The organism is Pseudomonas sp. NPDC087804 (genome assembly GCF_044742965.1).
Taxonomy (GTDB): domain Bacteria; phylum Pseudomonadota; class Gammaproteobacteria; order Pseudomonadales; family Pseudomonadaceae; genus Aquipseudomonas; species Aquipseudomonas rustica.
Genome location: NZ_JBIUVN010000032.1, coordinates 23516 through 47984, shown reverse-complemented (window position 1 = coordinate 47984; position 24469 = coordinate 23516). Strand labels below are relative to the sequence as shown.

Annotated in this window: 30 protein-coding genes and 1 riboswitch; of the genes, 12 read left to right on the top strand and 18 right to left on the bottom strand. The window is 59.3% G+C overall.

Annotation, left to right across the window (positions count from 1 at the left end; genetic code table 11):
- Nucleotides 1-52: 52 nt before the first annotated feature.
- From ACIOMO_RS24905 to ACIOMO_RS24855, 11 genes are all read right to left on the bottom strand, one after another.
- Nucleotides 53-544 carry a DUF2878 domain-containing protein gene (locus tag ACIOMO_RS24905; protein ID WP_401244125.1) on the bottom strand — a complete coding sequence of 164 codons (492 nt, stop codon included), beginning with the start codon at nucleotides 542-544 and terminating at the stop codon, nucleotides 53-55.
- Nucleotides 537-1802, bottom strand: a complete 1266-nt coding sequence (locus ACIOMO_RS24900; protein ID WP_053123746.1) for a cyclopropane-fatty-acyl-phospholipid synthase family protein — start codon at nucleotides 1800-1802, stop codon at nucleotides 537-539. The genes ACIOMO_RS24905 and ACIOMO_RS24900 overlap by 8 nt, the downstream gene beginning before the upstream one ends.
- Nucleotides 1789-2604 (bottom strand): DUF1365 domain-containing protein, encoded by an 816-nt coding sequence (locus ACIOMO_RS24895; RefSeq protein ID WP_401244123.1) that lies wholly within the window; start codon nucleotides 2602-2604, stop codon nucleotides 1789-1791. Before ACIOMO_RS24895 ends, ACIOMO_RS24900 begins: the two co-directional genes overlap by 14 nt.
- On the bottom strand, nucleotides 2601-3848 hold the full coding sequence (locus tag ACIOMO_RS24890; protein ID WP_401244121.1) for an NAD(P)/FAD-dependent oxidoreductase: 1248 nt from the start codon (nucleotides 3846-3848) through the stop codon (nucleotides 2601-2603). The genes ACIOMO_RS24895 and ACIOMO_RS24890 overlap by 4 nt, the downstream gene beginning before the upstream one ends.
- Entirely contained in the window at nucleotides 3845-4627 is a 783-nt protein-coding gene (locus tag ACIOMO_RS24885) for an SDR family NAD(P)-dependent oxidoreductase (RefSeq protein ID WP_401244119.1), read from the bottom strand. The genes ACIOMO_RS24890 and ACIOMO_RS24885 overlap by 4 nt, the downstream gene beginning before the upstream one ends.
- A complete protein-coding gene (locus ACIOMO_RS24880; protein WP_053123738.1) occupies nucleotides 4624-5046 on the bottom strand; it encodes a nuclear transport factor 2 family protein in 423 nt (140 codons plus the stop codon). Before ACIOMO_RS24880 ends, ACIOMO_RS24885 begins: the two co-directional genes overlap by 4 nt.
- Nucleotides 5039-6484, bottom strand: a complete 1446-nt coding sequence (phrB, locus tag ACIOMO_RS24875; RefSeq protein ID WP_401244117.1) for a deoxyribodipyrimidine photo-lyase — start codon at nucleotides 6482-6484, stop codon at nucleotides 5039-5041. Before phrB ends, ACIOMO_RS24880 begins: the two co-directional genes overlap by 8 nt.
- Nucleotides 6485-6500: 16 nt before the next feature.
- Nucleotides 6501-7442, bottom strand: a complete 942-nt coding sequence (locus ACIOMO_RS24870; RefSeq protein ID WP_401244115.1) for a MerR family transcriptional regulator — start codon at nucleotides 7440-7442, stop codon at nucleotides 6501-6503.
- A complete protein-coding gene (locus ACIOMO_RS24865) occupies nucleotides 7442-8404 on the bottom strand; it encodes a DUF523 and DUF1722 domain-containing protein (protein WP_053123733.1) in 963 nt (320 codons plus the stop codon). Before ACIOMO_RS24865 ends, ACIOMO_RS24870 begins: the two co-directional genes overlap by 1 nt.
- A gap of 179 nt (nucleotides 8405-8583) precedes the next feature.
- A complete protein-coding gene (locus tag ACIOMO_RS24860; protein WP_053123731.1) occupies nucleotides 8584-8802 on the bottom strand; it encodes a TIGR02450 family Trp-rich protein in 219 nt (72 codons plus the stop codon).
- Nucleotides 8799-9785: an NAD(P)/FAD-dependent oxidoreductase gene (locus ACIOMO_RS24855; protein WP_053123729.1), complete on the bottom strand. Its 987-nt coding sequence runs from the start codon at nucleotides 9783-9785 to the stop codon at nucleotides 8799-8801. Before ACIOMO_RS24855 ends, ACIOMO_RS24860 begins: the two co-directional genes overlap by 4 nt.
- 197 nt (nucleotides 9786-9982) lie before the next feature.
- On the opposite strand from ACIOMO_RS24855, the gene ACIOMO_RS24850 reads away from it, so the two are divergent.
- Nucleotides 9983-10885, top strand: a complete 903-nt coding sequence (locus ACIOMO_RS24850) for a TIGR01777 family oxidoreductase (RefSeq protein WP_401244112.1) — start codon at nucleotides 9983-9985, stop codon at nucleotides 10883-10885.
- A gap of 13 nt (nucleotides 10886-10898) precedes the next feature.
- Nucleotides 10899-11924, top strand: coding sequence for a ferrochelatase (hemH, locus tag ACIOMO_RS24845; protein WP_401244110.1), 1026 nt, complete (start codon nucleotides 10899-10901; stop codon nucleotides 11922-11924).
- A 94-nt stretch (nucleotides 11925-12018) separates the two neighbouring features.
- On the opposite strand, the gene ACIOMO_RS24840 is transcribed toward hemH, so the two are convergent.
- Together ACIOMO_RS24840 and upp are read right to left on the bottom strand one after the other, a co-directional pair.
- Nucleotides 12019-13293 carry a uracil-xanthine permease family protein gene (locus ACIOMO_RS24840; protein ID WP_008086144.1) on the bottom strand — a complete coding sequence of 425 codons (1275 nt, stop codon included), beginning with the start codon at nucleotides 13291-13293 and terminating at the stop codon, nucleotides 12019-12021.
- Nucleotides 13294-13295: 2 nt separating this feature from the next.
- On the bottom strand, nucleotides 13296-13934 hold the full coding sequence (gene upp, locus ACIOMO_RS24835; RefSeq protein ID WP_007912842.1) for a uracil phosphoribosyltransferase: 639 nt from the start codon (nucleotides 13932-13934) through the stop codon (nucleotides 13296-13298).
- A 162-nt stretch (nucleotides 13935-14096) separates the two neighbouring features.
- Between upp and ACIOMO_RS24830 the strand changes: the two genes are divergently transcribed.
- From ACIOMO_RS24830 to ACIOMO_RS24820, 3 genes are all read left to right on the top strand, one after another.
- Nucleotides 14097-14654, top strand: a complete 558-nt coding sequence (locus ACIOMO_RS24830) for a hypoxanthine-guanine phosphoribosyltransferase (RefSeq protein ID WP_401244107.1) — start codon at nucleotides 14097-14099, stop codon at nucleotides 14652-14654.
- Between the two features lie 124 nt (nucleotides 14655-14778).
- Nucleotides 14779-15258, top strand: coding sequence for a hypothetical protein (locus tag ACIOMO_RS24825; RefSeq protein WP_212545523.1), 480 nt, complete (start codon nucleotides 14779-14781; stop codon nucleotides 15256-15258).
- Nucleotides 15259-15321: 63 nt separating this feature from the next.
- Complete coding sequence (locus ACIOMO_RS24820) at nucleotides 15322-15609, top strand: PA4642 family protein (protein WP_053123715.1); 288 nt, start codon at nucleotides 15322-15324, stop codon at nucleotides 15607-15609.
- Nucleotides 15610-15746: 137 nt separating this feature from the next.
- Here the strand turns inward: ACIOMO_RS24820 and mqo are convergent, their stop codons facing one another.
- A complete protein-coding gene (gene mqo, locus ACIOMO_RS24815) occupies nucleotides 15747-17255 on the bottom strand; it encodes a malate dehydrogenase (quinone) (RefSeq protein ID WP_401244104.1) in 1509 nt (502 codons plus the stop codon).
- Between the two features lie 403 nt (nucleotides 17256-17658).
- Here mqo and ACIOMO_RS24810 point away from each other — a divergent pair, with 403 nt between their 5' ends.
- Entirely contained in the window at nucleotides 17659-17895 is a 237-nt protein-coding gene (locus tag ACIOMO_RS24810; RefSeq protein WP_156316182.1) for a hypothetical protein, read from the top strand.
- Between the two features lie 69 nt (nucleotides 17896-17964).
- Here the strand turns inward: ACIOMO_RS24810 and ACIOMO_RS24805 are convergent, their stop codons facing one another.
- A complete protein-coding gene (locus ACIOMO_RS24805; RefSeq protein ID WP_053123709.1) occupies nucleotides 17965-18198 on the bottom strand; it encodes a hypothetical protein in 234 nt (77 codons plus the stop codon).
- 205 nt (nucleotides 18199-18403) lie between these two features.
- Between ACIOMO_RS24805 and ACIOMO_RS24800 the strand changes: the two genes are divergently transcribed.
- The gene (locus ACIOMO_RS24800; protein WP_008086137.1) at nucleotides 18404-18988 is read left to right on the top strand and encodes a YajG family lipoprotein; all 585 of its coding nucleotides are present in this window, start codon (nucleotides 18404-18406) and stop codon (nucleotides 18986-18988) included.
- Between the two features lie 160 nt (nucleotides 18989-19148).
- On the opposite strand, the gene ACIOMO_RS24795 is transcribed toward ACIOMO_RS24800, so the two are convergent.
- Entirely contained in the window at nucleotides 19149-19355 is a 207-nt protein-coding gene (locus ACIOMO_RS24795) for a hypothetical protein (protein ID WP_027612213.1), read from the bottom strand.
- 193 nt (nucleotides 19356-19548) lie between these two features.
- On the opposite strand from ACIOMO_RS24795, the gene ACIOMO_RS24790 reads away from it, so the two are divergent.
- The gene (locus tag ACIOMO_RS24790; protein WP_053123707.1) at nucleotides 19549-19827 is read left to right on the top strand and encodes a hypothetical protein; all 279 of its coding nucleotides are present in this window, start codon (nucleotides 19549-19551) and stop codon (nucleotides 19825-19827) included.
- A gap of 90 nt (nucleotides 19828-19917) precedes the next feature.
- On the opposite strand, the gene ACIOMO_RS24785 is transcribed toward ACIOMO_RS24790, so the two are convergent.
- Nucleotides 19918-21081, bottom strand: a complete 1164-nt coding sequence (locus ACIOMO_RS24785) for a 1-acyl-sn-glycerol-3-phosphate acyltransferase (RefSeq protein WP_212548762.1) — start codon at nucleotides 21079-21081, stop codon at nucleotides 19918-19920.
- A gap of 142 nt (nucleotides 21082-21223) precedes the next feature.
- On the opposite strand from ACIOMO_RS24785, the gene ACIOMO_RS24780 reads away from it, so the two are divergent.
- The 4 genes from ACIOMO_RS24780 (at nucleotide 21224) to ACIOMO_RS24765 (ending at nucleotide 23461) form a co-directional block, all read left to right on the top strand.
- Nucleotides 21224-21406 (top strand): CPXCG motif-containing cysteine-rich protein, encoded by a 183-nt coding sequence (locus ACIOMO_RS24780; RefSeq protein WP_053123703.1) that lies wholly within the window; start codon nucleotides 21224-21226, stop codon nucleotides 21404-21406.
- 9 nt (nucleotides 21407-21415) lie between these two features.
- A complete protein-coding gene (locus ACIOMO_RS24775; protein ID WP_007912819.1) occupies nucleotides 21416-21676 on the top strand; it encodes a putative signal transducing protein in 261 nt (86 codons plus the stop codon).
- A gap of 35 nt (nucleotides 21677-21711) precedes the next feature.
- Nucleotides 21712-22335 (top strand): SOS response-associated peptidase, encoded by a 624-nt coding sequence (locus ACIOMO_RS24770; protein ID WP_400755004.1) that lies wholly within the window; start codon nucleotides 21712-21714, stop codon nucleotides 22333-22335.
- Nucleotides 22336-22642: 307 nt separating this feature from the next.
- On the top strand, nucleotides 22643-23461 hold the full coding sequence (locus ACIOMO_RS24765; RefSeq protein ID WP_053123698.1) for a M48 family metallopeptidase: 819 nt from the start codon (nucleotides 22643-22645) through the stop codon (nucleotides 23459-23461).
- 199 nt (nucleotides 23462-23660) lie between these two features.
- Here the strand turns inward: ACIOMO_RS24765 and ACIOMO_RS24760 are convergent, their stop codons facing one another.
- Nucleotides 23661-24245 (bottom strand): TMEM165/GDT1 family protein, encoded by a 585-nt coding sequence (locus ACIOMO_RS24760; protein WP_053123696.1) that lies wholly within the window; start codon nucleotides 24243-24245, stop codon nucleotides 23661-23663.
- 89 nt (nucleotides 24246-24334) lie between these two features.
- A riboswitch (yybP-ykoY riboswitch) is annotated at nucleotides 24335-24457 on the bottom strand.
- Nucleotides 24458-24469: the final 12 nt, after the last annotated feature.

Here is a 24469-nt window from a genome sequence, read left to right as displayed (position 1 = left end):
GGCGGCAGTGTAAGGCAGTCGCTGCGGTGCGTGTGAATGGTCTGACAGACGCTCAACCCGCCAACCGCCGCGCCATGGTGTGCAAAAGCGGAAACAACAGTGCCCAGAGCAGGCCGATGCCAATCAGCGTCGGTAATTCGCCGTAGGGAAATTGCACCCCGGCGAGTCGTCCACCGCCGTAATACGACAACGCGCCACCCACCGCGCCCAATCCACTCGCCAGCCACCAGGGCCGTGCACTCCATTGCAGACAGTGCCGCAACGTGGTCGCAAGCAACGCCCACAGCAGCATCAGCCACAGCGGAATCAGCGGCGATTGATCCTGAAATTCAAACACGCCGGCGCCGCGCAAAACGCTGTCCACCGCTGTACCGACAATCACCACACTCAAAATCAAACGCCCTTCAGCCGCCCAACTGCTGATCCAGCGCAGATGAATCACCAGCACTGCCAGCGCTAGCAACAACCACAAACTGTTGCCGCCGATTACACAGGTCAGCCAGCCAATCTGGAACAACACGGCATTGGCGACACGCTCAAGCATCGAAGCGGCCAAGCAATGGCGCAGTCATCGCCGCGGGTTTGGCCAGCAGCAATTGCGCGGTGCCGATGGTGCGTTCGAGGAAACCACCTTCGCAGTAGCACAGGTAAAACTCCCACAGCCGCAGGAAATAATCGTCATAACCCAGCTCGGTCAAACGGCCATGGGCGCGGCGGAAGTTCTCGTGCCACAGGCGCAGGGTCTTGGCGTAATGCAGGCCGAAATCCTCCATGTGCAGCAGGTTCATGTCGGTGTCGCGGCTGACCACTTCGAGCATCTTCTGCACACAGGGCAGGGCGCCGCCGGGGAAGATGTAGCGCTGAATGAAGTCGACGCCGCGTTTGGCCTGCTCGTAGCGTTGCTCACGAATGGTGATCGCTTGGATCAGCATCAAACCGTTGCTCTTGAGCAAGTGCGCGCACTGTTTGAAATAGGTCGGCAGGAAGCGATGGCCGACCGCTTCAATCATCTCGATCGACACCAGTTTGTCGTACTCGCCAGTGAGGTCGCGGTAGTCCTCCAGCAGCAACGTCACTTGATCCTGCAAACCAAGTTGTTCGATGCGCTGGGCGGTGAAGGCGTACTGCTCTTTCGACAGCGTCGTGGTGGTCACGCGGCAACCGTAATTCTGTGCGGCGTAAAGCGCCATGCTGCCCCAACCAGTGCCAATCTCGAGCAAATGGTCGCTGGGCTTGAGCGCGAGCTTCTGGCAGATGCGCTCCAGTTTGTTCAGTTGCGCCTGCTCCAGCGTGTCTTCCGGGGTAAGAAACTGCGCCGCCGAATACATCATGGTCGGGTCGAGAAACTGTTCGAACAGATCGTTGCCGAGGTCGTAATGCGCCGCGATGTTCTTCTGCGAACCCTTGCGTGTATTGCGATTGAGCCAGTGCAGACCCTGCACCAACGGCCGACTGATGCGGGCCAGTCCGCCCTCCATCGCATCGAGCACTTCAAGGTTGCTGACGAACACACGCACCACCGCCGTCAGATCCGGCGAACTCCAGTAACCGTGGATAAACGCCTCGCCCGCGCCGATCGAACCGTTGCTGGCAACCATGCCCCACAGGGCCGAATCCAGCACATGGATTTCCCCAAGCAAGGCACTGCCCGGCGTGCCAAACATCAAGCGTTCGCCATCCTCGACCACCAGCAGTTGCCCGTGTTTGAGCTGACCCAATTGACGCAATACGCCACGGCGCAGCAACGAACCGGTCAAACCGTTGGTGCTGAGCCGACTGACCGACAGGCTAGAGGATTTCATGGCGGTGCTCCTTGGGAGGCACAGTGGCGGTTTGAAAGCTGCCGTCAGCAGCCTGATGAGCAAAGATCGGTACGCGTTTAAGCAACAGCCGCAGCGCTTGCCAGTAAATGGCCAACGCGGTTTTCGCGGTCATCCACGGGAAGCGTTTCAGGTAGCGATGCAGGCTGTGACGGTCGAGGGCTTCGCGTTGCAGATTGAGCGTCGCGTCGAACAGTTTTTCCTCGCCCTGCCAGTCGGCCATGTGTACGCCGAGGTTTTTCGCGGCGGGGCTGAAGCTCATGCGGTATTCGAGATCACGCGGCAGAAACGGCGAAACGTGAAAGGCCTTGGCCACGGCAAAATGCTGGTGGAAATCCTGCAGATTGCTCGGCGCACGGGCCGGCAACACATAGTGATAACGCTCGCGCCACGGCGTGTTGGTGACTTCGCAGACAATCGCAGCCAGTTGCCCGTCGGCTTCGTGGCAATAAAAGAAACTCACCGGATTGAACGACAAACCCCAGCTGCGCGCCTGGGTCAGCAGACAGATCGCGCCTTGCGGTTCGTGACCGATGGCGGCGCCGACCTGTTGGCGCACCGCATCAATCAAACGCACACCGCGACTGGTGAAGGATTTGAGGTAGTCAGTCTCGCGAAAGGAGAACGGCGCAAAACGGCTGCGACCTGCCAGCGGCGACAGCGCGAGCACGGCGTCCTGCTCGCTGAGATCGAGATAGAGCAAGCCGATCTTGTAGCGAAATTGATGCTTGCGCGGCGAGAAGCGCCGATGGCCGATCCATCCGCTGTAAAGGGCGCTGTTCATAAGGTTTCCCCGAACGCCGAGGCCACGCGCAACGCACTGACCACACCGTCTTCATGGAAACCGTTGGCCCAGTAAGCGCCGCAATAATGCGTATGTTGCGCACCGTCCAATTCCGCCCAGCGATTCTGCGCCGTTACCGCCGCTAGGCTGTATTGCGGATGAGCGTAGGTGTATCTGGCGAGCACTTTGAACGGACTGATGCCGGCACTCTGGTTGAGGCTGACGCAGAACGTGGTGTCGCTCTGAATGCCTTGCAGAATGTTCATGTCGTAAGTGACGGCGGCGTGAGTGTGGCCGGCGCCGCTGAGCCGATAATTCCAGCTGGCCCAGGCCAGTTTGCGAGTCGGCAGCAAACGCGTGTCGGTGTGCAGCACCACTTCATTGTCGGCGTAGGGCAGGGCGCCGAGGATCTCGCGTTCGGCATCGCTCGGCTCGGCGAGCAATTGCAGGGCCTGATCGCTGTGACAGGCGAACACCACTTTGTCGAACTGCTCGCTGCCCGCCGCGCTGTGGATAACTACGCCGTGCTCGTCACGATCAACCCGCGTTACCGGGCAATTGAGGCGGATCTTGTCTTTGAACGCGGCGGTCAGCGGCGCAATGTAAGCGCTGGAACCGCCCTCGATCACCCGCCATTGCGGACGATTGCTCACCGACAACAGCCCGTGATTCTTGAAGAAGCGCACAAAGAATTGCAGCGGAAAATTGAGCATCTCGGCCATCGGCATCGACCAGATCGCCGCGCCCATCGGCACGATGTAATGCAGGATAAAACGCTCGCCGTAGTTGCCTGCTTTCAGGTAATCGTTGAGGGTCATGTCGCTGGAAATGCGCAGCTCGGCGAGGTCGCGCTGGGCTTCTTTATTGAAGCGCAGAATGTCGCGCAACATGCCCCAGAACCCCGGCGACAACAGATTGCTACGCTGGGCGAACAGGCTGTTGAGATTGTTGCCGTTGTACTCCAGACCGGTGTCCGGGTCGCTCACCGAAAAACTCATTTCGGTGGCTTTGAACGGCACGCCGAGCTGGCCGAGCAAGCGGATGAAATTCGGGTACGTCCAGTCGTTGAACACGATAAACCCGGTGTCCACCGCGTACTGCTGGCCGTCGACCGTCACTTCGACCGTATGCGTGTGGCCACCGACCCAGTCGCTGGCCTCGAACACGTGCACGTCATGTCGGCGATTGAGCAGGTGGGCGCAGGTGAGCCCGGCGATCCCGCTGCCGACGATGGCGATTTTCATGCTGGATCTCGCAGCGGCGGCGATTTACGCACCATGCGCTTGCCGATCGCCAGTTGCAGGCTGGCGGGCAATTTCGACAGCGGCCACAGCGCCGCCATGAACAGCGCCGGAAAGGCGATTTCCAGTGGCCGATCCTTGAGCTTGGCGAAGATGTGCCGCGCGGCTTTATCCACAGGCCAACTGAGCGGCATCGGGAAATCGTTCTTCGCGGTCAGCGGCGTTTCGACGAAACCGGGGCTGACGATGGTGACTTCGATGCCTTCATCCGCCAGATCGATGCGCAGCGATTCGAACAGATAACGCAGTCCGGCCTTCGACGCGCCATAGGCTTCGGCCCGAGGCAGCGGCAGGTACGTCACCGAACTGGCGACGCCGATCAGATGCGGCGCGGTGCCTTTGCGCAACAGCGGCAGGGCGGCTTCGATGCAGTAGCTGCTGGCGAGCAGATTGGTGCGCACCACGTGCTCGATGATCGACGCATCGAACTGCTTGGCGTCGACATATTCACAGGTGCCGGCGTTGAGAATCACCGAATCCAGCGAACCCCAGACTTCAGCGATCTGCTCACCGATTTCGCGCACGGTCTGACTGTTGGTCAAATCCCCCGGCACCACTAAAACCTGGCCCGAATAGCGTTGCGACAAGACTTTCAGTGCCGCGACCGAGCGCGAGCTGACCGCCAGGTGCGCGCCGCTTTTCAGAATTTCTTCAGCGAGCGCCGCGCCGATGCCACTGCTGGCCCCGGTCAACCAATAGCGCCGTGGAGGTGTACGACTCATCCCATTCTCCTTTTTAGCCAGGCGATGACCCGGCCCAATACGGGTAAATGTTCATACAACAGCGCCCCGGCATCGAAGTAATCCCGGTGGCGATAAACCTTGTCGCGCCAGAGCAGATGCGAGCAGCCGCTGACGCGAATCACCTGACCACTCGCCAGGCGCGGATGGCGGTAACTCATGACCCAGCGCAGATAGCCTTCGCCGTCGCTGATCTGATCGAAGCCATGAAAATCAAACCGCAGCTCGCTGACGTTGGCGTACAGCTCGCTGAAATAATCGTGCAGTTGCTTGAGCCCCTGCACTTCGTGCAACGGGTCGGTGAAATGAATGTCATCGCTGTACAGCTCGCCCAGCCGGTGCAGGTTGTCTTTGTTCAACTCGCAAAATTGTTGGGCGAAGCGGCGCAGGAATTCACTCATCACTGCCCTCCATTGCCGTGCGCGATGGCAGGCGCTTGAACGCGGCCAGTGCGCGCTCACGGGAGGCGCTGAGATTGACGATTGGCGACGGATAATCGGCGACGCCAAACAGTCCGCCAAGGTTGGCCGGGTTGTGGATTTCCTTTTTGTTCAGCCCGGCGAGTTCCGGCAGCCAGTGCTTGATGAACAGGCCTTCGCTGTCGAATTTTTCCGACTGGCTCAACGGATTGAAAATGCGGAAGTACGGCGCGGAGTCGGTGCCGGTCGAGGAGCTCCATTGCCAGCCACCGTTGTTCGCCGCCAGATCGCCGTCGATCAGATGACGCATGAAAAAGCGCTCGCCTTCACGCCAATCGATCAACAGGTTCTTGGTCAGGAACATCGCCACGACCATGCGCAGACGGTTGTGCATCCAGCCGGTTTCGAGCAATTGGCGCATCGCCGCGTCGATGATCGGCAGGCCGGTGCGCGCCTCTTGCCAGGCCTTGAGTTCCTCCGGTGCATCACGCCAGGCCAATGCCTCGGTTTCCGGGCGGAAAGCACGGTGACGCGAGACCCGTGGATAGCCAACCAGAATGTGTTTATAGAACTCGCGCCAGAGCAGTTCGTTGATCCAGGTGACAGCGCCGACGTTGCCGCTTTCGAATTCGCCCTGATTGCTTTGCAGCGCGGCGTGCAGGCATTGGCGCGGTGAGATCACGCCAGCGGCGAGGTACGCCGAGAGCTGACTGGTGCCGGGTTTGGCCGGGAAGTCGCGTTCGCTTTTGTAGTATTCGATCTGCGCGTCGGTGAAGGTGTCCAAGCGGCGGCGCGCTTCTTCTTCGCCGGCCGGCCACAAGGCTTGCAAGGATTCGCTCGGGGTGGCGAAGCCTTTGACCGAGTCAGGAATCGGGTCGCTGTCGACCTTGAGTGTTGCCTGTTTGCCGGGCGCCTTGACCAGCGCCGGCATGGAGCGGTGCAGGCGTTCGTAGCAGACCTTTCTGAACTGGCTGAACACCTTGAAATAGGTGTCGGTTTTGGTCAGCACGGTGCCGGGTTTGAACAGCAGTTGATCGAGGTAGCTGTGAAACTCGATGCCTTCGGCCTGCAGGCTTTCCGCCACGGCGGCATCGCGACGACTTTCGTGGACGCCGTATTCTTCGTTGACGTGAACCGCTTCGACCTTCAGTTCGCGGCACAGCTTGAGCAGCTCCGCTGGAGCCTGATCCCAATGATTGGCAGTGCGGATCAACAAGGGGATGTTCAGCTCGCCGAGGCTGTTGCTCAGTTCTTTGAGATTGCGTAACCAGAAGTCGACCTTGCACGCGGCATCGTCGTGTTCCAGCCACTGCTGCGGGCTCAACAGGTACACGGCCACGGTCGGGCCGCGGGCTGCGGCGGCCGCGAGGGCAGTGTTGTCGTGTTGGCGCAAGTCGCTGCGCAGCCAGATCAATTGCATGACATTAAACCCATCATTAAATCAGTCCACGCTGAACGAGTACCTGGTGCGCTGACAGCGCATCTTCAGCCAGGTACACATCAGCGATCTCGGAAGTTCTTACGGACAACTCGGCGTGGTGGATGCATACCGTTGGTCCGACAATCATTTTTGGGCAACTGACTCCGTTCAGTAGCTTGGGCAGGTGGGCAAGGTTCATGGCCTTGCTTGAATAGAGCAGCACGCCACGGGCTTGCAGGTGTTCAACGGCCAGCGCCAGTTCGCCGGCCGGTAACGGCCAGTCAAACACTTGCACCGGGCAATCGGCGCTGCTGATCAGCCACGCGCATAGCCACAGATGAGGTTCCAGTGGCAGGTCGGAGTGGTTGATCAACAGCAGGGGCGCGGCGTGTAACTGACGATTGTTATGGTAGATGCGCGCACCGAATTTGCTGCGTAGCCAGGAAAAAAAGAACGTGCGCTCCATCTGCGCACCGAATTGGCCCTGCCAGCGTTGTTCGAGTTCGGCCAGCAGCGGCATCAACAACTGCTCACACAAGGTGCGCGGCGGGTACAGCGCCATCGCTTGGTTGACGCTGTCGTCGAGGTTGCGCTCGTTGAGCTGGGTGACGGCGGCGAGCAACGTTTGACGCAGGCGTTGCCAATCGTTTTCCACCGGTTCGCTGAAGGCTTGCGGGGTGTCGAGCAGCGGCTTGACCTGGCTGACTGCAACGCCACGGTTGAGCCAGGTCAGGATCGCCAGAATTCGTTGCACATGTTCAGCCGAATACAGCCGATGGCCCTTGGGTGTGCGTTGCGGCACGATCAGCCCGTAGCGACGTTCCCACGCGCGCAAGGTGATCGCGTTGACGCCGGTTTGCCGCGCGACTTCGCGGATCGGCAACCAGCCTTCATCAAGGGCTTTCTTGAAATCGGCGCCGAGGTCTTCCCGGGCGCTGGAGTCGAGTTTGTCGTTCATCAGATGGCGTTTCGCAGGCTGAGGTTTTCCGGGTGCGGTTGCAGGTAAACCTGTTGCGCGATGTACGGATCGGGGTGTTGGCGAAAGTGATGCTTGAGCAGCGTCAACGGCACCACCAGCGGCACGATGCCGAGGCGGTATTGGTCGATGACGTGCACCATTTCCTGTTTGTCTTCGGCGCTGATTACTTGTTTCAGATAACCGCTGATGTGCAGCAGCACGTTGCAGTGCGTGCCGCGCGTGGCGCATTTTTTCAGCGCGGCCATCAGTTCGCTGAAGTAGCGCGGGCCGAGTTCGGCGGGATCGGTGTGCGCCATGTTGCCCAGCAGTTTGCCCAACGCTTTGTATTGCAGCGGGTTGTGGGCCATCAGCAAGTATTTGTAGCGCGAGTGAAATTCGGTGAGGGCGCGGCGGCTCAGGCCATCGGCGAGTACCTGCTGCCAGGCGCTGTAGGCAAACACGCGGGTGATGAAGTTTTCCCGCAGCACCGGGTCGTTGAGACGCCCGGCTTCTTCCACGGGCAAATCCGGGTGTTGCGCGCAGAAGGCTTGGGCGTAAATGCCACGCCCGCCGCCATTCACCGGAGCGCCGTTGGCGTGATAGACCTTGACCCGCTCCAGCCCGCAGGACGGCGATTGCTGCATAAAGATGTAGCCGCAGATGTCATCAAGTTCAGCGGCCATTTTCTCGCCGTATTCGGCCAGTGGCTGGGTGACGTTGATCGCCGGATTGACTGTGCCGATGGCTTGCGGATGTTCAGGATCACCGACGAGGCGGATTGGCTCGCGGGGAATGCCGAGGCCGATAGCGACTTCCGGGCAAACCGGGGCGAATTCGAAATATTCAGTGAGGGTGCGGCTGCACAGGCGCGATTCCTTGTGGCCACCGTTGTAGCGCACCTCGGCACCCAACAGGCAGGCACTGATGGCGATCTTCGGTTTGGCGGCGGGCAGGGCAAGCATAGGCACCTCGAATCTAAACCTGTACAGAGTGCAATCTCTGTACAACATTGCGTTAGCATAGATTCAAAGGTGTACAAGTCAAATTGTTTGTATAACTTTCTGTAGGAGCTGCCGAAGGCTGCGATCTTTTGATGTTGTTTTTAAAAGCAAGATCAACAGATCGCAGCCTTCGGCAGCTCCTACATGAGCCAACCGATTTTCCAGTCAGTGCTGTTTTGGAGCGTCTGCCAATCGAGGCGTTCGGCGCGTTTGGTCAGCACGGCCTGCAATTCAACTTCCAGCACCGTGCCTTCCTCATCGCGGAACAATTCGGTCACCAGAAAATGCTTTTCGCGATTCTGCGGGTGGGCTGCTGTCCATTTCGACAGCAGCAACTTGCGCGGGTTGATGCGGTTCATTGCAGGTGTTCGTGCAAGCGGCGTGCAGCCTCCTGACCACTCAGCCATGCACCCTCCACACGCCCCGACAGGCACCAGTCGCCGCAGGCATACAAGCCCAGATCGGCGTCGGCCAGCGTGCCCCATTCATGCCCGGTTGCCGGGCGTGCATAGAGCCAGCGATGGGCGAGGCTGAAGCTCGGCGCCGGCATCGCGCTGTGCAGCAATTCAGCGAATGCACCGTGCAGATGCTCGATCACCGCTTCCTTGGACAAGTCGATGTGTTGCCGACTCCATGCGCTGGTCGCGTGCAGCACCCACGTGTCGAGGGTGTTGTCGCGCCCGGGTTTACTGCGGTTGCGCGCCAGCCAGTCGAGCGGGCTGTCCTGCACGAAGCAGCCTTCGATTGGCGTATCCAAAGGCGTGTCAAAGGCGAGGGCAACGGCCCACGTCGGATCCATCTTCACCCCGGCAGCGGCGCCGGCGAGCTTCGGTGCTGCGGCCAATAATGCCGTGGCTTGCGGCGCCGGCGTGGCGATCACCACGTGGCTGAAGGGGCCGTGGGTGAAGCCTTCGGCGTCCTGCAAATGCCAGTGCTCTTCACCGCGAAAAACTTCGGTGATGCGGCAGGCGAAGTGCACTTCCAGACCGTCGAGCAAACCACGGGTGATGGCGCTCATGCGCGGCGCGCCGACCCAGCGTGTCTGCTCGTCCGGCGACAGGTTCAGTTGCCCGCCCTGATAGGTGTAGAGCTGCGGCGTCCACTCGGCGACCCAGCCCTGGCTTTGCCAACGTTGTACTTCGGTGACGAAGCGCCGGTCGCGGGCGGTGAAATATTGCGCGCCCATGTCCAGCGAACCGGCGTCGCTGCGTTTGCTCGACATGCGCCCGCCACTGCCGCGGCTTTTATCGAACAGTTGCACGGTATGCCCGGTCTCTGTCAGAGCCTGGGCGGCGGAGAGCCCGGCGATGCCGGTGCCGATGATTGCGATAGGTACAGTCATAGGGGCCTCGTTTACCTTTCTGTACAGACTACGCCGTGATTGAAACCTGTACAATTTTGTTTTCTGGTATAACTTCTAGCGTTCTCGTTCTGACAGCTTGGCCTATGGTTAAACAATAGAGCCTGCCCGATAGAAAAGATCCCTGCTTTTAAAAATAGACTAGTGATCCGGGTTAAACGCCACGCGAGGAAGATGTCATGCACATATTGCTGACCGGCGGTACTGGTTTGATCGGCCGACAACTCTGCCGACACTGGTCCGCGCAGGGTCATCGTCTGACGGTATGGAGCCGCACGCCGGAAAAAGTCGCGAAGATTTGCGGCGCACAGGTGCGCGGCATCGCTCGTCTCGAAGACGTGGGTGATGAGCCGTTAGACGCGATCATCAACCTCGCTGGCGCGCCGATTGCCGATCGGCCGTGGACGCATCGGCGCAAGGCGTTGCTGTGGAGCAGTCGCATCACGCTGACGGAAACCTTGCTGGCGTGGCTCGAAACTCGCGCGCAGAAACCGGCGCTGTTGATTTCCGGCTCGGCGATCGGCTGGTACGGCGATGGCGGCGAACGTGAGCTGACGGAAGAATCGCCGCCGGTGATCGACGATTTCGCCAGTCAGCTGTGCATCGCTTGGGAAGAAACCGCGCAACGTGCCGAAGCGCTGGGTATTCGCGTGGTGCTGGTGCGAACCGGTCTGGTGCTGTCGGCCGAGGGCGGCTTTTTGTCGCGGCTGCTGTTTCCGTTCAAGCTTGGGCTGGGCGGGCCTTTGGGCAACGGTCGGCAATGGATGCCGTGGATTCATATCGATGATCAAATCGCGCTGATTGATTTTCTTCTGCACCGCGAGCAGGCCAGTGGTCCTTATAATGCGTGCGCGCCGCAACCTGTGCGCAATCGCGAATTTGCCAAAACCCTGGGCAGCGAATTGCACCGCCCGGCGTTTATGCCGATGCCGACCCTGGCACTGAAGGTCGGTCTCGGCGAGATGTCTTTGTTGTTGCTCGGCGGCCAAAAGGCTACGCCGGCACGCTTGCTGGAAGCGGGTTTCACTTTCCAGTTCACGGAATTACGCGCGGCTTTGGATGATCTCTCCAGCCGCCTCTGAAATAGGACGTTGCATGACCGATCACGCCTTGCTTCTGGTCAACCTGGGCTCCCCGGCCTCCACTTCGGTGGCCGATGTGCGCAGTTACCTCAATCAGTTTTTGATGGATCCGTACGTGATCGACCTGCCATGGCCGCTGCGGCGTTTGCTGGTGTCGCTGATCCTGATCAAACGCCCGGAGCAGTCAGCCCATGCCTACGCGTCGATCTGGTGGGAGGAGGGCTCGCCACTGGTGGTGCTCAGCCAACGTCTGCAACAGCAGATGAAGGCGCAGTGGACGCAAGGGCCGGTCGAACTGGCGATGCGCTACGGCGAGCCGTCGATTGCAACCTGCTTGCTGAAACTGGTCGCGGCGGGGCACAAACGCATCACGCTGGCGCCGCTGTATCCGCAGTTCGCCGACAGCACCACGACCACCGTGATCGAAGAAGCCAAACGGGTGATTCGTGAGAAGAAGTTGAATGTGCAATTGTCGGTGCTGCAACCGTTCTACGATCAACCGGAATACCTCGACGCGCTGGTTGAAAGTGCCAAGCCGCATCTGCTGCAGGATTACGATCACTTGCTGCTGAGCTTTCATGGCTTGCCGGAGCGGCACCTGACCAAGCTCGACCCGACGGGCAGTCATTGTTTCAAGAACGAAGACTGCTGCAAGAACGCTTCGCCGGCGGTATTGGCCACCTGTTATCGCGCGCAATGCCTGCGCACCGCCGCGCTGTTTGCCGAGCGCATGGGATTGGCGGACGGCAAGTGGTCGGTGTCGTTTCAGTCGCGGTTGGGCAAGGCAAAGTGGATCGAGCCGTACACCGAAGCGCGGCTGGATGAATTGGGTAAAAGCGGCGTGAAGAAGTTGCTGGTGATGTGCCCGGCGTTTGTCGCCGACTGCATCGAAACGCTGGAAGAGATTGGCGATCGCGGCAAGGAACAGTTCCGCGAAGCGGGAGGCGAGGAGTTGATTCTTGTGCCGTGCCTGAACGACGACCCGCAATGGGCGAAGGCGTTGGCGACCCTCTGTGAAAGAGCACCGTTGGCCCTTTAAAAGCTTCGCGGGCAAGCCTTGCTCCTACAGAGACCGATGTAGGAGCAAGGCTTGCCCGCGAAGGCTGACTGTCAGGCGGTGAAGATCTAAAAGTTTAGATCAGCGGCTCATCCGCCTTCTTGTTCTTCCAGCCGTCATTGCCCGGCAGGATCAGGTTCAGCGCAATCGCCACCACCGCGCACAGCGCGATGCCTTTGAGGCCGAAGTCGTCCGGGCCAGTGCCAGTACCGACCAGCACACCGCCAATCCCGAACACCAACGTCACCGAGACAATCACCAGATTGCGTGCTTCGCCCAAATCGATCTTGTGACGGATCAGGGTGTTCATGCCCACCGCCGCGATCGAACCGAACAACAGGCACAGAATCCCGCCCATCACCGGCACCGGAATGCTTTGCAGCAGCGCGCCGAACTTGCCGATGAACGCCAGGGTGATGGCGAAAACCGCCGCCCAGGTCATGATTTTCGGGTTGTAGTTCTTGGTCAGCATCACCGCGCCAGTCACTTCGGCGTAGGTGGTATTCGGCGGACCGCCAAACAGACCGGCGGCGGTGGTGGCAATGCCGTCACCTAGCAAGGTGCGATGCAGGCCCGGCTTCTTCAGATAGTCGCGACCGGTCACGCTACCCACAGCAATCACGCCGCCGATGTGTTCGATGGCCGGGGCCAAGGCCACCGGAACGATGAACAGAATCGCCTGCCAGTTGAACTCCGGCGCGGTGAAGTGCGGAATCGCAAACCATGGCGCAGCGGCAATCTTCGCGGTGTCGACCACGCCGAAATAGAACGACATGGCAAAACCGACCAGCACACCGGAAATGATCGGCACCAGGCGGAAGATGCCTTTACCGAACACCGCCACGATCAACGTGGTCAGCAGCGCTGGCATCGAGATCAGCATCGCGGTCTGGTAGTGGATCAGTTCGGAACCGTCGCCAGCCTTGCCCATTGCCATGTTCGCGGCAATCGGCGCCATGGCCAGGCCGATGGAGATGATCACCGGGCCAATCACTACCGGCGGCAGCAAACGGTCAATGAAGCCGGTGCCTTTGATCTTCACGGCCAGGCCCAGGAAGGTGTAGACGAAACCGGCTGCCATCACGCCGCCCATGGTCGCGGCGAGGCCGAACTGGCCCTTGGCGAGAATGATCGGAGTGATGAAAGCGAAGCTCGACGCCAGGAACACCGGCACCTGACGCCCGGTGACGATCTGGAACAGGATCGTCCCTAAACCCGCGGTAAACAGTGCCACGTTCGGGTCGAGGCCCGTGATCAGCGGCATCAGCACCAAAGCGCCGAAAGCCACGAACAGCATCTGGGCGCCGGACAGCACCGTGCGCCAGAGCGGATCGTTGAACTCTTGCTGCATGGTTACGCGTCCTTCTGCTTGGTGCCGAAGATCTTGTCACCGGCGTCGCCAAGCCCAGGGATGATGTAACCGTGTTCGTTCAAACGCTCATCGATGGACGCGGTGTAGATGGTCACGTCCGGGTGAGCCTTCTCGACGGCAGCAATGCCTTCCGGCGCAGCAACCAGCACCATCGCGCGGATGTCTTTGCAGCCGGCCTTTTTCAACAGGTCGATGGTCGCAACCATCGAGCTGCCAGTGGCGAGCATCGGGTCGATGATCATCGCCAACCGTTCGTCGATTTCCGGAACCAGTTTTTCCAGATAGGTGTGCGCTTGCAGGGTTTCTTCGTTGCGGGCTACACCCACGGCGGAAACCTTGGCACCCGGGATCAGGCTCAACACGCCTTCAAGCATGCCGATGCCGGCGCGCAGGATCGGCACGACGGTGATCTTCTTGCCGGCGATCTTCTCGACCGACACGGTGCCGCACCAGCCTGCAATATCGTAGGACTCCAGCGGCAAATCTTTTGTAGCTTCATAGGTCAACAGGGCGCCGACTTCCTGAGCAAGCTCACGGAAGTTCTTGGTGCTGATATCGGCGCGGCGCATCAGGCCGAGTTTATGACGGATCAGCGGATGGCGGATCTCGAGGATGGGCATGGAAAAACTCCGGCGGCGGGCAAAAAAACCGGCCTAGGTTAATCTATCCGAGGGTGATGTCCTATAGGACATACAGTACGTTAGTCCACAAATGCTTGATTCGACCTCGCGGGATGCGTACCTTTGCCCGCTTTTCCGAAATCGAACCCCCTGGAGAGCGCCATGTCCGCTGATCTCGAGCATATCCGTCAAGTCATGCGAGAGGCTGACTGCCTGTACACCGAGTCTGAAGTCGAGGCGGCCATCGCCCGTGTCGGTGCACAAATCAACGAACAACTGGCTGACAGCAACCCTGTGGTGTTCTGCGTGATGAACGGCGGCCTGATCTTTTCCGGCAAATTGCTGACGCATCTGCACTTCCCGCTTGAAGCCTCCTACCTGCACGCAACCCGTTATCGCAACGAAACCAGCGGCGGCGACCTGTTCTGGAAAGCCAAGCCGGAAGTCTCGTTCATCGACCGCGACGTGCTGATCATCGACGACATCCTCGACGAAGGACACACCCTCGGCGCGATCATCGACTTCTGCAAACACGCCGGCGCGCGCAAAGTGCACACCGCGGTCCTAATCGACAAGGATCACGACCGCAAAGCACGTCCTGACCTGAAAGCCGATTTCGTCGGCCTGCCGTGCATCGACCGCTACATCTTCGGTTACGGCATGGACTACAAAGGTTACTGGCGCAACGCCAACGGGATTTTTGCCGTTAAAGGCATGTAAGCAAGATCAAAAGATCGCAGCCTTCGGCAGCTCCTACAGGTTCAATGTAGGAGCTGCGGAACGCTGCGATCTTTTGCTTTTAATCCCATGCTAGAGTGCTCGGCCCCGCCCTCCGGAGCCTGTCATGAGCCTCTTGATCCGCAGCCTCGCCGCGCTTTTCCTGATATTCAGCCTGCCTCTGTCCGCCGCGCCGATGCACAGTCAATTCCTGCCGCCGGACGATCTGACCGTGCGCGATGCCGAGCCCGAGCAACAGCAACTCATGCAGGTCATCGACTATTCCGTGGTGGTGGGCGCGCAACGTCAATCCAATCAGCAACCGATTCCGGTCACGTCTCCGCTGCTGATCCGCCTCAAGGGCAAATCCCTGAACAAGGGTGCGACGATCACGCAGGTGCTGGTCAATTTTGACGGCGAAAGCAAAAGCCTGAAAAAGCCGATCTACGACGACAAAAGCAAAACCCTGACGTTGTTTTATCCACAGGCCCAATACCGCGTGATCATCGATCTGCTGCGCAATGACACCGTGTATGTGCAGTTCCTCAGTTACGCCAACGGCCATATCTGGGCCGATTTGCACACCGGCAGCACGCGTTCGCGTTGAGCCCGGCGGCAGGGCAGGGGTAAACTGCCCGCCCCGTGTAATGTCTGCGAGCTGGAGTCGGCAATGCGTAAAGATAAGAAACAAGTGATTGGTGACGAGATCGGCGATGAGCAGATCAAGCTGTTCCTCGATTTTGAACCGGTCGACGCCACTTCGCCGTCGCTGCACAAACTGATCAAGGCCTACCGTGGCTTGCGTATCGACGACTTCGAACGCTTCCTGGGTTTCTTCGTTGAGGCCGGTTATGACGTTGATGGCAAGGACGAGCAGGGCAAGACCTTTGTTGAGCTGATCGCCGATCAGCGTAATGCCCCGGACTACATCGAACTGATCGAAAAGTCCCGCGGTTAAGGTCAAAAGATCGCAGCCTGCGGCAGCTCCTACATGGGATTTATGGTGACTGTGTAGGAGCTGCCGAAGGCTGCGATCTTTTGCTTTTCAAGGCCATAAAAAAACGCCCCGATCGGGGCGTTTTTTATGCCGCAAGATCAAGCGTAGCTTGGTGTCTCGCTGCTTTCTTCAACCAGTTCCAGCGCGATGTTGTTCTGCGTGTTGATCTTGCGATACAGCGCAGCATCGGTTTCCAGCACCTTTTCACGGGCCGGGAAGATCTCGGCCAGTTTCGCCGCCCACTCACCCTTGGCCTGATTCGGGAAGCACTTCTCGATCAGTTCCAGCATGATCGAAACGGTCACCGAAGCGCCTGGCGAAGCGCCGAGCAGCGCGGCCAGCGAACCGTCCTTGGCCGACACCAGTTCGGTACCGAATTGCAGGATGCCGCCCTTTTTCGGGTCTTTCTTGATAATCTGCACCCGTTGGCCAGCCACTTCCAGACGCCAGTCTTCGGCTTTCGCTTGCGGGTAGAAACGGCGCAGGGAATCCAGACGCTGCTCCATCGATTGCATCACTTCGCTGACCAGGTACTTGGTCAGATCCATGTTGTTTTTCGCCACGGCCAGCATCGGCCCGATGTTGCCGGCGCGTACTGACAGCGGCAGGTCCATGAAGGAGCCGTGCTTGAGGAACTTGGTGGTGAAACCGGCGTATGGCCCGAACAGCAGGGATTTCTTGCCGTCGACCACGCGGGTGTCCAGGTGCGGCACCGACATCGGTGGCGAACCCACAGCGGCCTGGCTGTAAACCTTGGCCTGATGCTGTTTGACCACTTCCGGATTATCGCAACGCAGCCACTGGCCGCTGATCGGGAAGCCGCCGAAGCCTTTGCTTTCTTCGATGCCCGAAGCCTGCAGCAACGGCAACGCCGCGCCACCTGCACCGAGGAAGACGAATTTGGCATCGACTTCACGGGTGTTGCCGTTGTTGACGTCTTTGATGCTGACGGTCCAGCCGCTGCCGTTACGCTTGAGACCGGTCACGCGCTTGCAGTATTTGACCTGAGTGTCGGGAGCGCTGGTCAGGTGCTTGAGCAACTGATTGGTCAGCGCGCCGAAGTTGACGTCGGTGCCGTTCATCACGCGGGTGGCAGCGAGGACTTCGTCCGGCGAGCGGCCCGGCATCATCAGCGGCATCCACTCGGCCATTTTGGCCTTGTCTTCGGTGTATTCCATGTCGGCGAAGGCGTGGTGCTTGTGCAGCACGTCAAAGCGTTCTTTGAGGAACGACATGCCGGAATCACCCTGCACGAAGCTCAGGTGCGGTACCGGGCTGATGAACGATTTGCACGAGCCGAAGGTGCCTTTCTTGGTCAGGTACGACCAGAACTGCTTCGACACCTCGAACTGGGTGTTGATGTGCACGGCTTTCTTGATGTCGACGGTGCCATCGGCGGCCTGCGGCGTGTAATTCAGCTCGCAAAGACCAGCGTGACCGGTACCGGCGTTGTTCCACGGGTTGGAACTCTCCGCAGCACCGGAATCCATCAGCTCGACGACTTCCAGCTTGATCGCGGGGTCGAGCTCTTTGAGCAATACGGCGAGGGTGGCACTCATGATGCCGGCCCCAACCAATACTACGTCGACTGCTTCGTTATGCGCCATTTAACGCGTCTCCAAAATCTGCAGCACCAAATTGTCGGCATGGCTGCCAGGCGTTCCGGGACAGATCAATTGTGTCCAGGCTATCCGTGGTCAGGTTCGCCATGTCCGAATCTTCGCAATTTTTCGCAACTTCGACGGATGCATGTGGCCTGGCTTTCAAGAGCTCCATGAACTCATTTCAGCACGCAGCTGGCAATTCGACTTATGGTCGAGACATCCGTTTTTGTGCAACCAAATCCGTAGCGGACAGGCTTCAGGCTCCGATATTCGAGGTATACCCGGTCCTGTGTCGTTGGGCTGTTCCAGACGCTAATGGTGCATGTTCAGACGCAAAACTATTCATTTGCTCGCCACACTCTTGTGAAGTTGTGAAAACCCGTTTTTTTCACGCTCTTTTGAAGACGTGAACCTCAAAAAAGGGCTGTCTTGGCTTGGCACCTTGCCCGAGGGCAAAAACAACGCGGCGGCCGAGCGTCATGACAGCTCTGCAGATTCGCGAAAAGCGGGGTTTTTGCCGGAAGAACAGGCAAGCGCGCCAACTTCACTCGATCTGTGTGGGCGGCTCTCTGTGGGCGATTTTGATGTCGATGCGATGCGCATTGACGCTGTTGCGGGGCCCGATCAGGAGACGTCCTTATAATCGGGGGGAGATTGTATCGAAGAAATGCGGGGAGTTGGTCGTGTTTAATGACTTTTATTAGGCATCCGGTCAGATGCTCAACATCGCCTGAGCGCGTGCACGAGGCTGCGGCGCTATGACGCGGGCGCTGGCGGGCAATGGGTGGTGCAACCAGTTGAGACGAATTTCTTCGATTTCCACCCAACCGTCACCCATCGGTTGCAGGCTGCACTGCTTGAATGCCTGACAATGGCCGTTGCGGTCGAGCAGGGCAAAGCTGCGGTGCAACGGGCGTGGCGCAAACAACGAGATCAAATAACGCATGGCCGATTACCTTGCTGGAGGACTTGTTTGAAGGTTGCCAGCAGGGCGTGACGTCAACATGTACGGCAGATGACAGCGGCGTGACAGGAACCGGCCTGCCACGGCTGTGTCAGACATTTCAGTATTCACCGTGTGACGCTGGTGACCCGCAGTGGCCCACCGCTATACTGCCGGCCTGTTTGTGCCTGATTCTGGAGAGAAGAGCATGTTGCAACGCCTGTTGTTCGGTTTGATCACTGTGGCCGGTTTGACCCTGGCCGGCTGCGCCCACAGCCCGCAACAACTGAATCCGGAGCCGAAGCTGACCACGCAGTTGCCTGCGGTCGGCCGTGGTCAACCCGTTGTCGTGCGTGTGGTTGACGGGCGTCCGTCGCCAACCCTCGGCACCCGTGGCGGCCTGTACCCGGAAACCAGCGCCATCACCGTGCAGCGCGAGCAGATCCTGCCGAAGCTGCAAGCTCAGGCTGAAGCCGCCGTGCGTCTGCTCGGTTTCACCCCGACCAACAATGCACCGAACGCGCCTCAGTTGACCGTGACCCTGGCCGAGCTGAAATACCAGTCGCCGAAAGAAGGCATGTACGTGACGGAAGCCACCATCGGCGCGACCTTCCGCTCCGACGTGCAGAACGCCAACCGCCGTTACAGCGGCCGTTACGGCGCGTCGCTGGATCAGCGTTTCGGCATGGCGCCGAACCAGGAAACCAACACCAAACTGGTCAGCGACGTGTTGAGCGATGCGCTGACGCGTCTGTTCAAGGATCCGACCGTGGGTCAGGTGCTCGCTGAGTAAGCTTTCAGCGGATGTGAAAAAGCCCGGGGCCAGTGATGACCCCGGGCTTTTTCATTCAGATCGATTCCCTGTAGGAGCTGCCGAAGGCTGCGATCTTTTGATGTTGGTTTTAAGATCAAAAGATCGCAGCCTTCGGCAGCTCCTACACGGGGAGTTTTATTCAGGCAGCCTGCGAGTAAAAGTCGAGCACGCTAACCCCCGTCAACAAATCCGTCTCCGGCAAATCCGCATGCTGATGCCCGCCCAGCGCGCAATACACCAGCCAGTGGCGATCCTGAACATTGAAGGCAAGGCTGCCAACGAGGCTTTGCTGTTCGTCGGTCGGGGTGATGAGGTAGAGGCGATCCTGGTTTTCGGCGTGCAACATGACGCGTTCCCTGTCGGTTTCGAGGCGCGCATCTTGGTTTATCCACATGACGATGCCGTGACACAGGACAGCCATCGGTCGATTGTTACGTTATTTGTCGTAAAGGCTGGGGCAGGGGGCCAAGGTTTGGTTAGAATCCGCGCCGCGGTCGTCGGTCTGGCGCCTGCCACACCGGTTTAGATAGAGGTCTGTGATGTCGCTGCACTTGATGACGCTGTTTACCGCCCATCCCGCCAAATTGATCAACCTGCTGGCGCTGCTGTTAGCGTTCCCCGGCAGTTGGCTGCTGCACGCAACCCGCCGCCGCGAACAGCGCGCGATGGCCAGCATCGCCGCCCAGCGCAACGCGCAGCCGAACGCCGAGCCCATTCTTGATTGGGCAACCTTGCGCATGAACCGGTTTTTCTATCGATTTGGTTTTGCTTGCCTGGGGCTGGCACTGATCGTCTCGTGGATCAGCACGCGTTACTAAAAGCAAAAGATCGCAGCCTTCGGCAACTCCTACATGAATCCACTGTAGGAGCTGCCGAAGGCTGCGATCTTTTGATCTTGCTCTGAAAATTTAAAGCGGCAACCCGGCCTTAACGCGGTATTGGTTACGCACTGGCGTCGCATATTGCAGCACCAGATACGGACGATGCTCTGCAGGGCACGCATCCAGCCGGCTCTGCCATTCTTCCTGCGCCTTGGCCAGTTCATCCGCCGCAAACACCTCGGCAGCCTTCGGCACATTCAACTGCGGATCCGCATCAGCCCACTGCGCGTACGCCAAGTAATGCACCGGGAATAACCGGTAGCCGCCGAGAATCTGCTTGTCCATCTCGACCGCCAATTGCTTGGTGTCTTCGAACAGCTCGGTGATCGGCGCAGCAAAGTTCACGTGCACGCGGCCCTTGTAGCCGGTGATGCCCTTGGCAATGCTCACGTCGTCCTCGCCCGGCGCTTTCGCGTAGGTGCCGGAGGTGGCGCGGATGTACAGCTCGCGGGCCTTGGCCTGGTCGCACGGGTCGTATTCGTAACTGATCGACACCGGGGTGACGTTCAGTGAGCGAATGACTTCGCCGAACGGCTCGTCCTTGCGGCTCATGTGGAACATCTTGAGGATCGCCGACTCGGTGCGATCATCGCCATCCTTCGCCCGACCTTCAGCCTGCGCGATCCAGATCGACGCGCAATCGTTGCGGATCGAGTGATTGATGTACGCCGACAACAGCTGATACGCAGCCATTTTCTCGCGACGGCCGGTGATCGACCGGTGAACGATAAAGCTCTTGTTCAAGCGCATCAGGTCGCTGACAAACGGCTTTTGCAGCAGGTTGTCACCGATGGCGATGCGCGGCGTCGGCAGGCCAGCGTGGTACACGGCGTAGTTGACGAAGGCCGGATCCATCACGATGTCGCGGTGGTTGGCGATGAACAGATAGGCGCTGCCGGACTTGAATTGCTCGACACCGGTGTAGGTCACGCCGTCGGTGGCGCGCTCGATGGTGTGGTCGACGTAGGACTCGACCTTGTCCTGCAACGTCGCCACCGAAGTCACGTCGGCGAACTCACGACGCAGCCGATGGGCTATAAGTGGTTTGAGCATCCAGCCGAAAGCACCGGCAAAACGCGGGAAGCGGAAGTGGGTGAGGATATCTAGAAACGCCTTGTCGCCGAGCAGTCTTGCCAGTACCACAGGTACTTCGCTGTCGTCGTAAGGTCGGATGGCATCGAATTCGCCCATCATGCTCTCTTGTTAGAAACGGCTAGGGTAAGTAAAGGTTTTGATCGAAAACCAACGGGGCACGGTCTGAAAAGTCAGCCAGACAAAAATAGCCCTGCAAATAGACCGGCGATTATACGCACAAGTCACTTGGGAGACCGCGATGCTGGAGAGCGCACTGTACGAATGTCCGTATTGTGGTGAGCAAGTTGAAACGACGGTGGATCTGTCCGGCGGTGATCAGACCTACATTGAGGACTGTCAGGTGTGTTGCCGGCCGATCACGTTCGTCTTGCAGGTACACGGAGAGGATTGGTTTCTGGAAGTCTTCAGCGAAAACGAGTGAGGCGCGCCCATGCAGCGGATCTACGAGCCGGAAAACCTGATGGAAGGCGAAATGCTCAAAGGCATGCTCGCCAGCGAGGGCATTGAGGCGCACTTGATTGGCCGCGATTTGCTCGGCGGCACCGGTGAATTGCCGATCTTCGGCTTGCTCGGGCTGTCGGTCGACAACGACCAGGCCGAATACGCCCGCGAGCTGATCACCGCGTACAATGCCGCGCTGCCGCTGCCCGGCGACGAACCGGAGAGCTTCCCCGGGACGCTGGTCTGTTAGGCTGACGATCGTTTTATTTAGAGTCTTGTTGCCCCATGTGTGGACGTTATGCCCTGTTTCGCTGGAACCGCGATTTCGCGGCCCTGCCAGGTTTTCCCGCCGATCAACAGGCGCAGTGGAACATTTCCCCCAACGATTCGGTGTTGATGCTGCGTGCCGGTGACGCCGGCGAACGCACGCTGGCCCGCGCCCGCTGGGGGCTGACGCCGCCGTGGCTGACCGACCTGTCGAAAACACCGGCGCATGCCCGCGCGGAAACCGTGGCCGAACAGCCGATGTTCCGTGAGGCGCTGCGTCAGCGTCGCTGCCTGCTGCCGGCGAATGGTTTTTACGAATGGCGCGGCACTCAGCGCAAACGCCCGTACTGGCTGACGCCGGGGGAGGGCGCCTCGCTGTTTTTCGCGGCGATCTGGGAGGCGTATCCGGTGCAGGAACAGATCTGGTTGAGTACGGCGGTGATTACGCAGTCGGCGTCGAGTCAGCGCCGGCCGTTGATTCTGGATGAGGCAGGGCAGGCGGCGTGGCTGGATCCCGAGACGCCGTTGCATGTGTTGCAGGCGTTGCTGGCCAGTGAGCCGGCGGTGTTGCGGGAGCGGGTGTTGGCGAATCTGATCAATGATCCGAAGCTCAATGGGCCGGAGTGTTTGACGCCGGGTTGAGTTGTCTGGTCTATCAAGAGCCCCTCACCCTAACCCTCTCCCAGAGGGAGAGGGGACTGATCGAGGTGTCTTGCTTCATACATCGACCTGAGAAATCGAGTCGATTATGGATTCAAAGCAGATCGTTCAGGTCGGCGAACTTCTTGAATATCCCCCAATCAGTCCCCTCTCCCTCCGGGAGAGGGTTAGGGTGAGGGGCTTTTGAACTGTGGGACATGTCTGAAAGTCACTGCAACACGTCCGTTGTATCTGGCGTCGATACAATTACCCGCCTAGGATACCCGGCAGGTTTTCAGGGAGCTTTTGAATGAACAAGACATTGGTTGTAAGTGCACTGAGCGCAGCGTTGTTGCTGGCCGGTTGTCAGTCGGTCAACACCACCAGCGGCGGCGCCGTGGGTGTAGAGCGCAAGCAGTACATGTTCAGCATGCTGTCCTCGCAAGAGGTCGACCAGATGTATGCCCAGTCGTATCAGAAGACCGTCGGCGAAGCGTCCACCAAAGGTGTGCTGGACAAGACCAGCAGCGACGCCAAACGCGTTCAGGCGATCGCCGACCGTTTGATCGCTCAGGCGCCGAACTTCCGCCCCGATGCGGCGCAATGGAAATGGGAAGTCAATCTGATCAAGAGTGACGAGCTCAACGCCAACTGTGGTCCTGGCGGCAAGATCATTTTCTACACCGGACTGATCGACAGCCTGAAACTCACCGACGATGAAATCGCTGCTGTCATGGGCCATGAGATTGCCCACGCCTTGCGCGAGCACGGTCGTGAAGCGATGTCCAAGGCGTACGGGATTGAAATGGCCAAGCAGGGCGCGGGTGCGTTGCTCGGTCTGGGGCAGGACAGCCTGGCGCTGGCCGACACCGTGGCCAACTACGGCATGACGTTGCCGAACAGCCGCGCCAACGAAAACGAAGCCGACCTGATTGGTCTGGAACTGGCCGCCCGCGCCGGTTACAACCCGAATGCCGCGATCACCCTGTGGGACAAGATGAGCAAGGCCTCGGAAGGTTCACCACCGGAGTTCATGAGCACTCACCCGGCATCGGCTAGCCGGATTGCTTCGTTGCAGGCAGCGATTCCGAAGGTCATGCCGCTATACGAACAAGCCCCGAAATCCTAAGAGTCGAAGGACACAACGATTCTTCAGGTTGGGAGGGCTGTTGTGGCGAGGGGATTTATCCCCGATGGGCTGCGAAGCAGCCCCAAAACCTGCAAATGCGTTATGTCTGACACTCTGAGGCAGCAGGTTTGGGGGCGCTTCGCGCCCCATCGGGGATAAATCCCCTCGCCACAGGTGTTGGGTAGTTCAGTAGATCGGGTTAAACCCAACCACTGCTCTGCATCGCTTTGTACACCGCGACAATTGCCAGAATCATGAACGCCGAAGCCGCGAGGCGACGGATCAGGGTCAGTGGCAATTTGTCGGCGGCAAAGTTACCGGCCAATACCACCGGCACGTTGGCAATCAACATGCCCGCCGTCGTTCCGATAATCACCAGCCACAAGTCAGGGTATTGCGCGGCGAGCATCACCGTCGCGACCTGAGTCTTGTCACCCATTTCAGCCAGGAAGAACGCAATCAGCGTGGTCAGGAACGGCCCGAACTTGCGTGCCGTGCTGCTTTCATCGTCGTCCATTTTGTCCGGCACCAACGTCCACAGCGCCGTGGCCGTGAAGCTCGCGGCGAGGATCCAGTGCAGCGTCGCATTCGAGAAGAAACTGCCGAACCAGGCGCCGACCGCACCGGCTGCTGCGTGGTTGGCCAGGGTCGCGGCGACAATACCGGCAATGATCGGCCAGGGTTTGCGGAAGCGAGCGGCGAGAATCAGCGCGAGCAGTTGCGTCTTGTCGCCGATTTCGGCCAAGGCAACGATTGCGGTGGGAACGAGTAACGAGTCCAGCATCAGGATTTTCCTAAGGGGCGGGTCGACACGGCTATGACACGTACAGCCTTCCCGCCCCGGGTAAGGTGTGCGTGTCATAGGTCTTGTCAAACCCTGCGATCCGTCTGATGCGGACGCTTGGGTCGCATACGCCATGATCTGAGGATCAAGTATGTTGACGTATGCCGGACGAGCTTGGCGCTCGTGGGAGACTACTCCCCTAGGACGGAGCGGATTCTGCCTAG

Excerpts from the sequence above, each read along its gene's own strand:
- ACIOMO_RS24905 (WP_401244125.1), bottom strand. The coding sequence starts at position 544 with ATGCTTGAGCGTGTCGCCAATGCCGTGTTGTTCCAGATTGGCTGGCTG.
- ACIOMO_RS24900 (WP_053123746.1), bottom strand. The coding sequence starts at position 1,802 with ATGAAATCCTCTAGCCTGTCGGTCAGTCGGCTCAGCACCAACGGTTTG.
- ACIOMO_RS24895 (WP_401244123.1), bottom strand. The coding sequence starts at position 2,604 with ATGAACAGCGCCCTTTACAGCGGATGGATCGGCCATCGGCGCTTCTCG.
- ACIOMO_RS24890 (WP_401244121.1), bottom strand. The coding sequence starts at position 3,848 with ATGAAAATCGCCATCGTCGGCAGCGGGATCGCCGGGCTCACCTGCGCC.
- ACIOMO_RS24885 (WP_401244119.1), bottom strand. The coding sequence starts at position 4,627 with ATGAGTCGTACACCTCCACGGCGCTATTGGTTGACCGGGGCCAGCAGT.
- ACIOMO_RS24880 (WP_053123738.1), bottom strand. The coding sequence starts at position 5,046 with ATGAGTGAATTCCTGCGCCGCTTCGCCCAACAATTTTGCGAGTTGAAC.
- phrB (WP_401244117.1), bottom strand. The coding sequence starts at position 6,484 with ATGCAATTGATCTGGCTGCGCAGCGACTTGCGCCAACACGACAACACT.
- ACIOMO_RS24870 (WP_401244115.1), bottom strand. The coding sequence starts at position 7,442 with ATGAACGACAAACTCGACTCCAGCGCCCGGGAAGACCTCGGCGCCGAT.
- ACIOMO_RS24865 (WP_053123733.1), bottom strand. The coding sequence starts at position 8,404 with ATGCTTGCCCTGCCCGCCGCCAAACCGAAGATCGCCATCAGTGCCTGC.
- ACIOMO_RS24860 (WP_053123731.1), bottom strand. The coding sequence starts at position 8,802 with ATGAACCGCATCAACCCGCGCAAGTTGCTGCTGTCGAAATGGACAGCA.
- ACIOMO_RS24855 (WP_053123729.1), bottom strand. The coding sequence starts at position 9,785 with ATGACTGTACCTATCGCAATCATCGGCACCGGCATCGCCGGGCTCTCC.
- ACIOMO_RS24850 (WP_401244112.1), top strand. The coding sequence starts at position 9,983 with ATGCACATATTGCTGACCGGCGGTACTGGTTTGATCGGCCGACAACTC.
- hemH (WP_401244110.1), top strand. The coding sequence starts at position 10,899 with ATGACCGATCACGCCTTGCTTCTGGTCAACCTGGGCTCCCCGGCCTCC.
- ACIOMO_RS24840 (WP_008086144.1), bottom strand. The coding sequence starts at position 13,293 with ATGCAGCAAGAGTTCAACGATCCGCTCTGGCGCACGGTGCTGTCCGGC.
- upp (WP_007912842.1), bottom strand. The coding sequence starts at position 13,934 with ATGCCCATCCTCGAGATCCGCCATCCGCTGATCCGTCATAAACTCGGC.
- ACIOMO_RS24830 (WP_401244107.1), top strand. The coding sequence starts at position 14,097 with ATGTCCGCTGATCTCGAGCATATCCGTCAAGTCATGCGAGAGGCTGAC.
- ACIOMO_RS24825 (WP_212545523.1), top strand. The coding sequence starts at position 14,779 with ATGAGCCTCTTGATCCGCAGCCTCGCCGCGCTTTTCCTGATATTCAGC.
- ACIOMO_RS24820 (WP_053123715.1), top strand. The coding sequence starts at position 15,322 with ATGCGTAAAGATAAGAAACAAGTGATTGGTGACGAGATCGGCGATGAG.
- mqo (WP_401244104.1), bottom strand. The coding sequence starts at position 17,255 with ATGGCGCATAACGAAGCAGTCGACGTAGTATTGGTTGGGGCCGGCATC.
- ACIOMO_RS24805 (WP_053123709.1), bottom strand. The coding sequence starts at position 18,198 with ATGCGTTATTTGATCTCGTTGTTTGCGCCACGCCCGTTGCACCGCAGC.
- ACIOMO_RS24800 (WP_008086137.1), top strand. The coding sequence starts at position 18,404 with ATGTTGCAACGCCTGTTGTTCGGTTTGATCACTGTGGCCGGTTTGACC.
- ACIOMO_RS24795 (WP_027612213.1), bottom strand. The coding sequence starts at position 19,355 with ATGTTGCACGCCGAAAACCAGGATCGCCTCTACCTCATCACCCCGACC.
- ACIOMO_RS24790 (WP_053123707.1), top strand. The coding sequence starts at position 19,549 with ATGTCGCTGCACTTGATGACGCTGTTTACCGCCCATCCCGCCAAATTG.
- ACIOMO_RS24785 (WP_212548762.1), bottom strand. The coding sequence starts at position 21,081 with ATGGGCGAATTCGATGCCATCCGACCTTACGACGACAGCGAAGTACCT.
- ACIOMO_RS24780 (WP_053123703.1), top strand. The coding sequence starts at position 21,224 with ATGCTGGAGAGCGCACTGTACGAATGTCCGTATTGTGGTGAGCAAGTT.
- ACIOMO_RS24775 (WP_007912819.1), top strand. The coding sequence starts at position 21,416 with ATGCAGCGGATCTACGAGCCGGAAAACCTGATGGAAGGCGAAATGCTC.
- ACIOMO_RS24770 (WP_400755004.1), top strand. The coding sequence starts at position 21,712 with ATGTGTGGACGTTATGCCCTGTTTCGCTGGAACCGCGATTTCGCGGCC.
- ACIOMO_RS24765 (WP_053123698.1), top strand. The coding sequence starts at position 22,643 with ATGAACAAGACATTGGTTGTAAGTGCACTGAGCGCAGCGTTGTTGCTG.
- ACIOMO_RS24760 (WP_053123696.1), bottom strand. The coding sequence starts at position 24,245 with ATGCTGGACTCGTTACTCGTTCCCACCGCAATCGTTGCCTTGGCCGAA.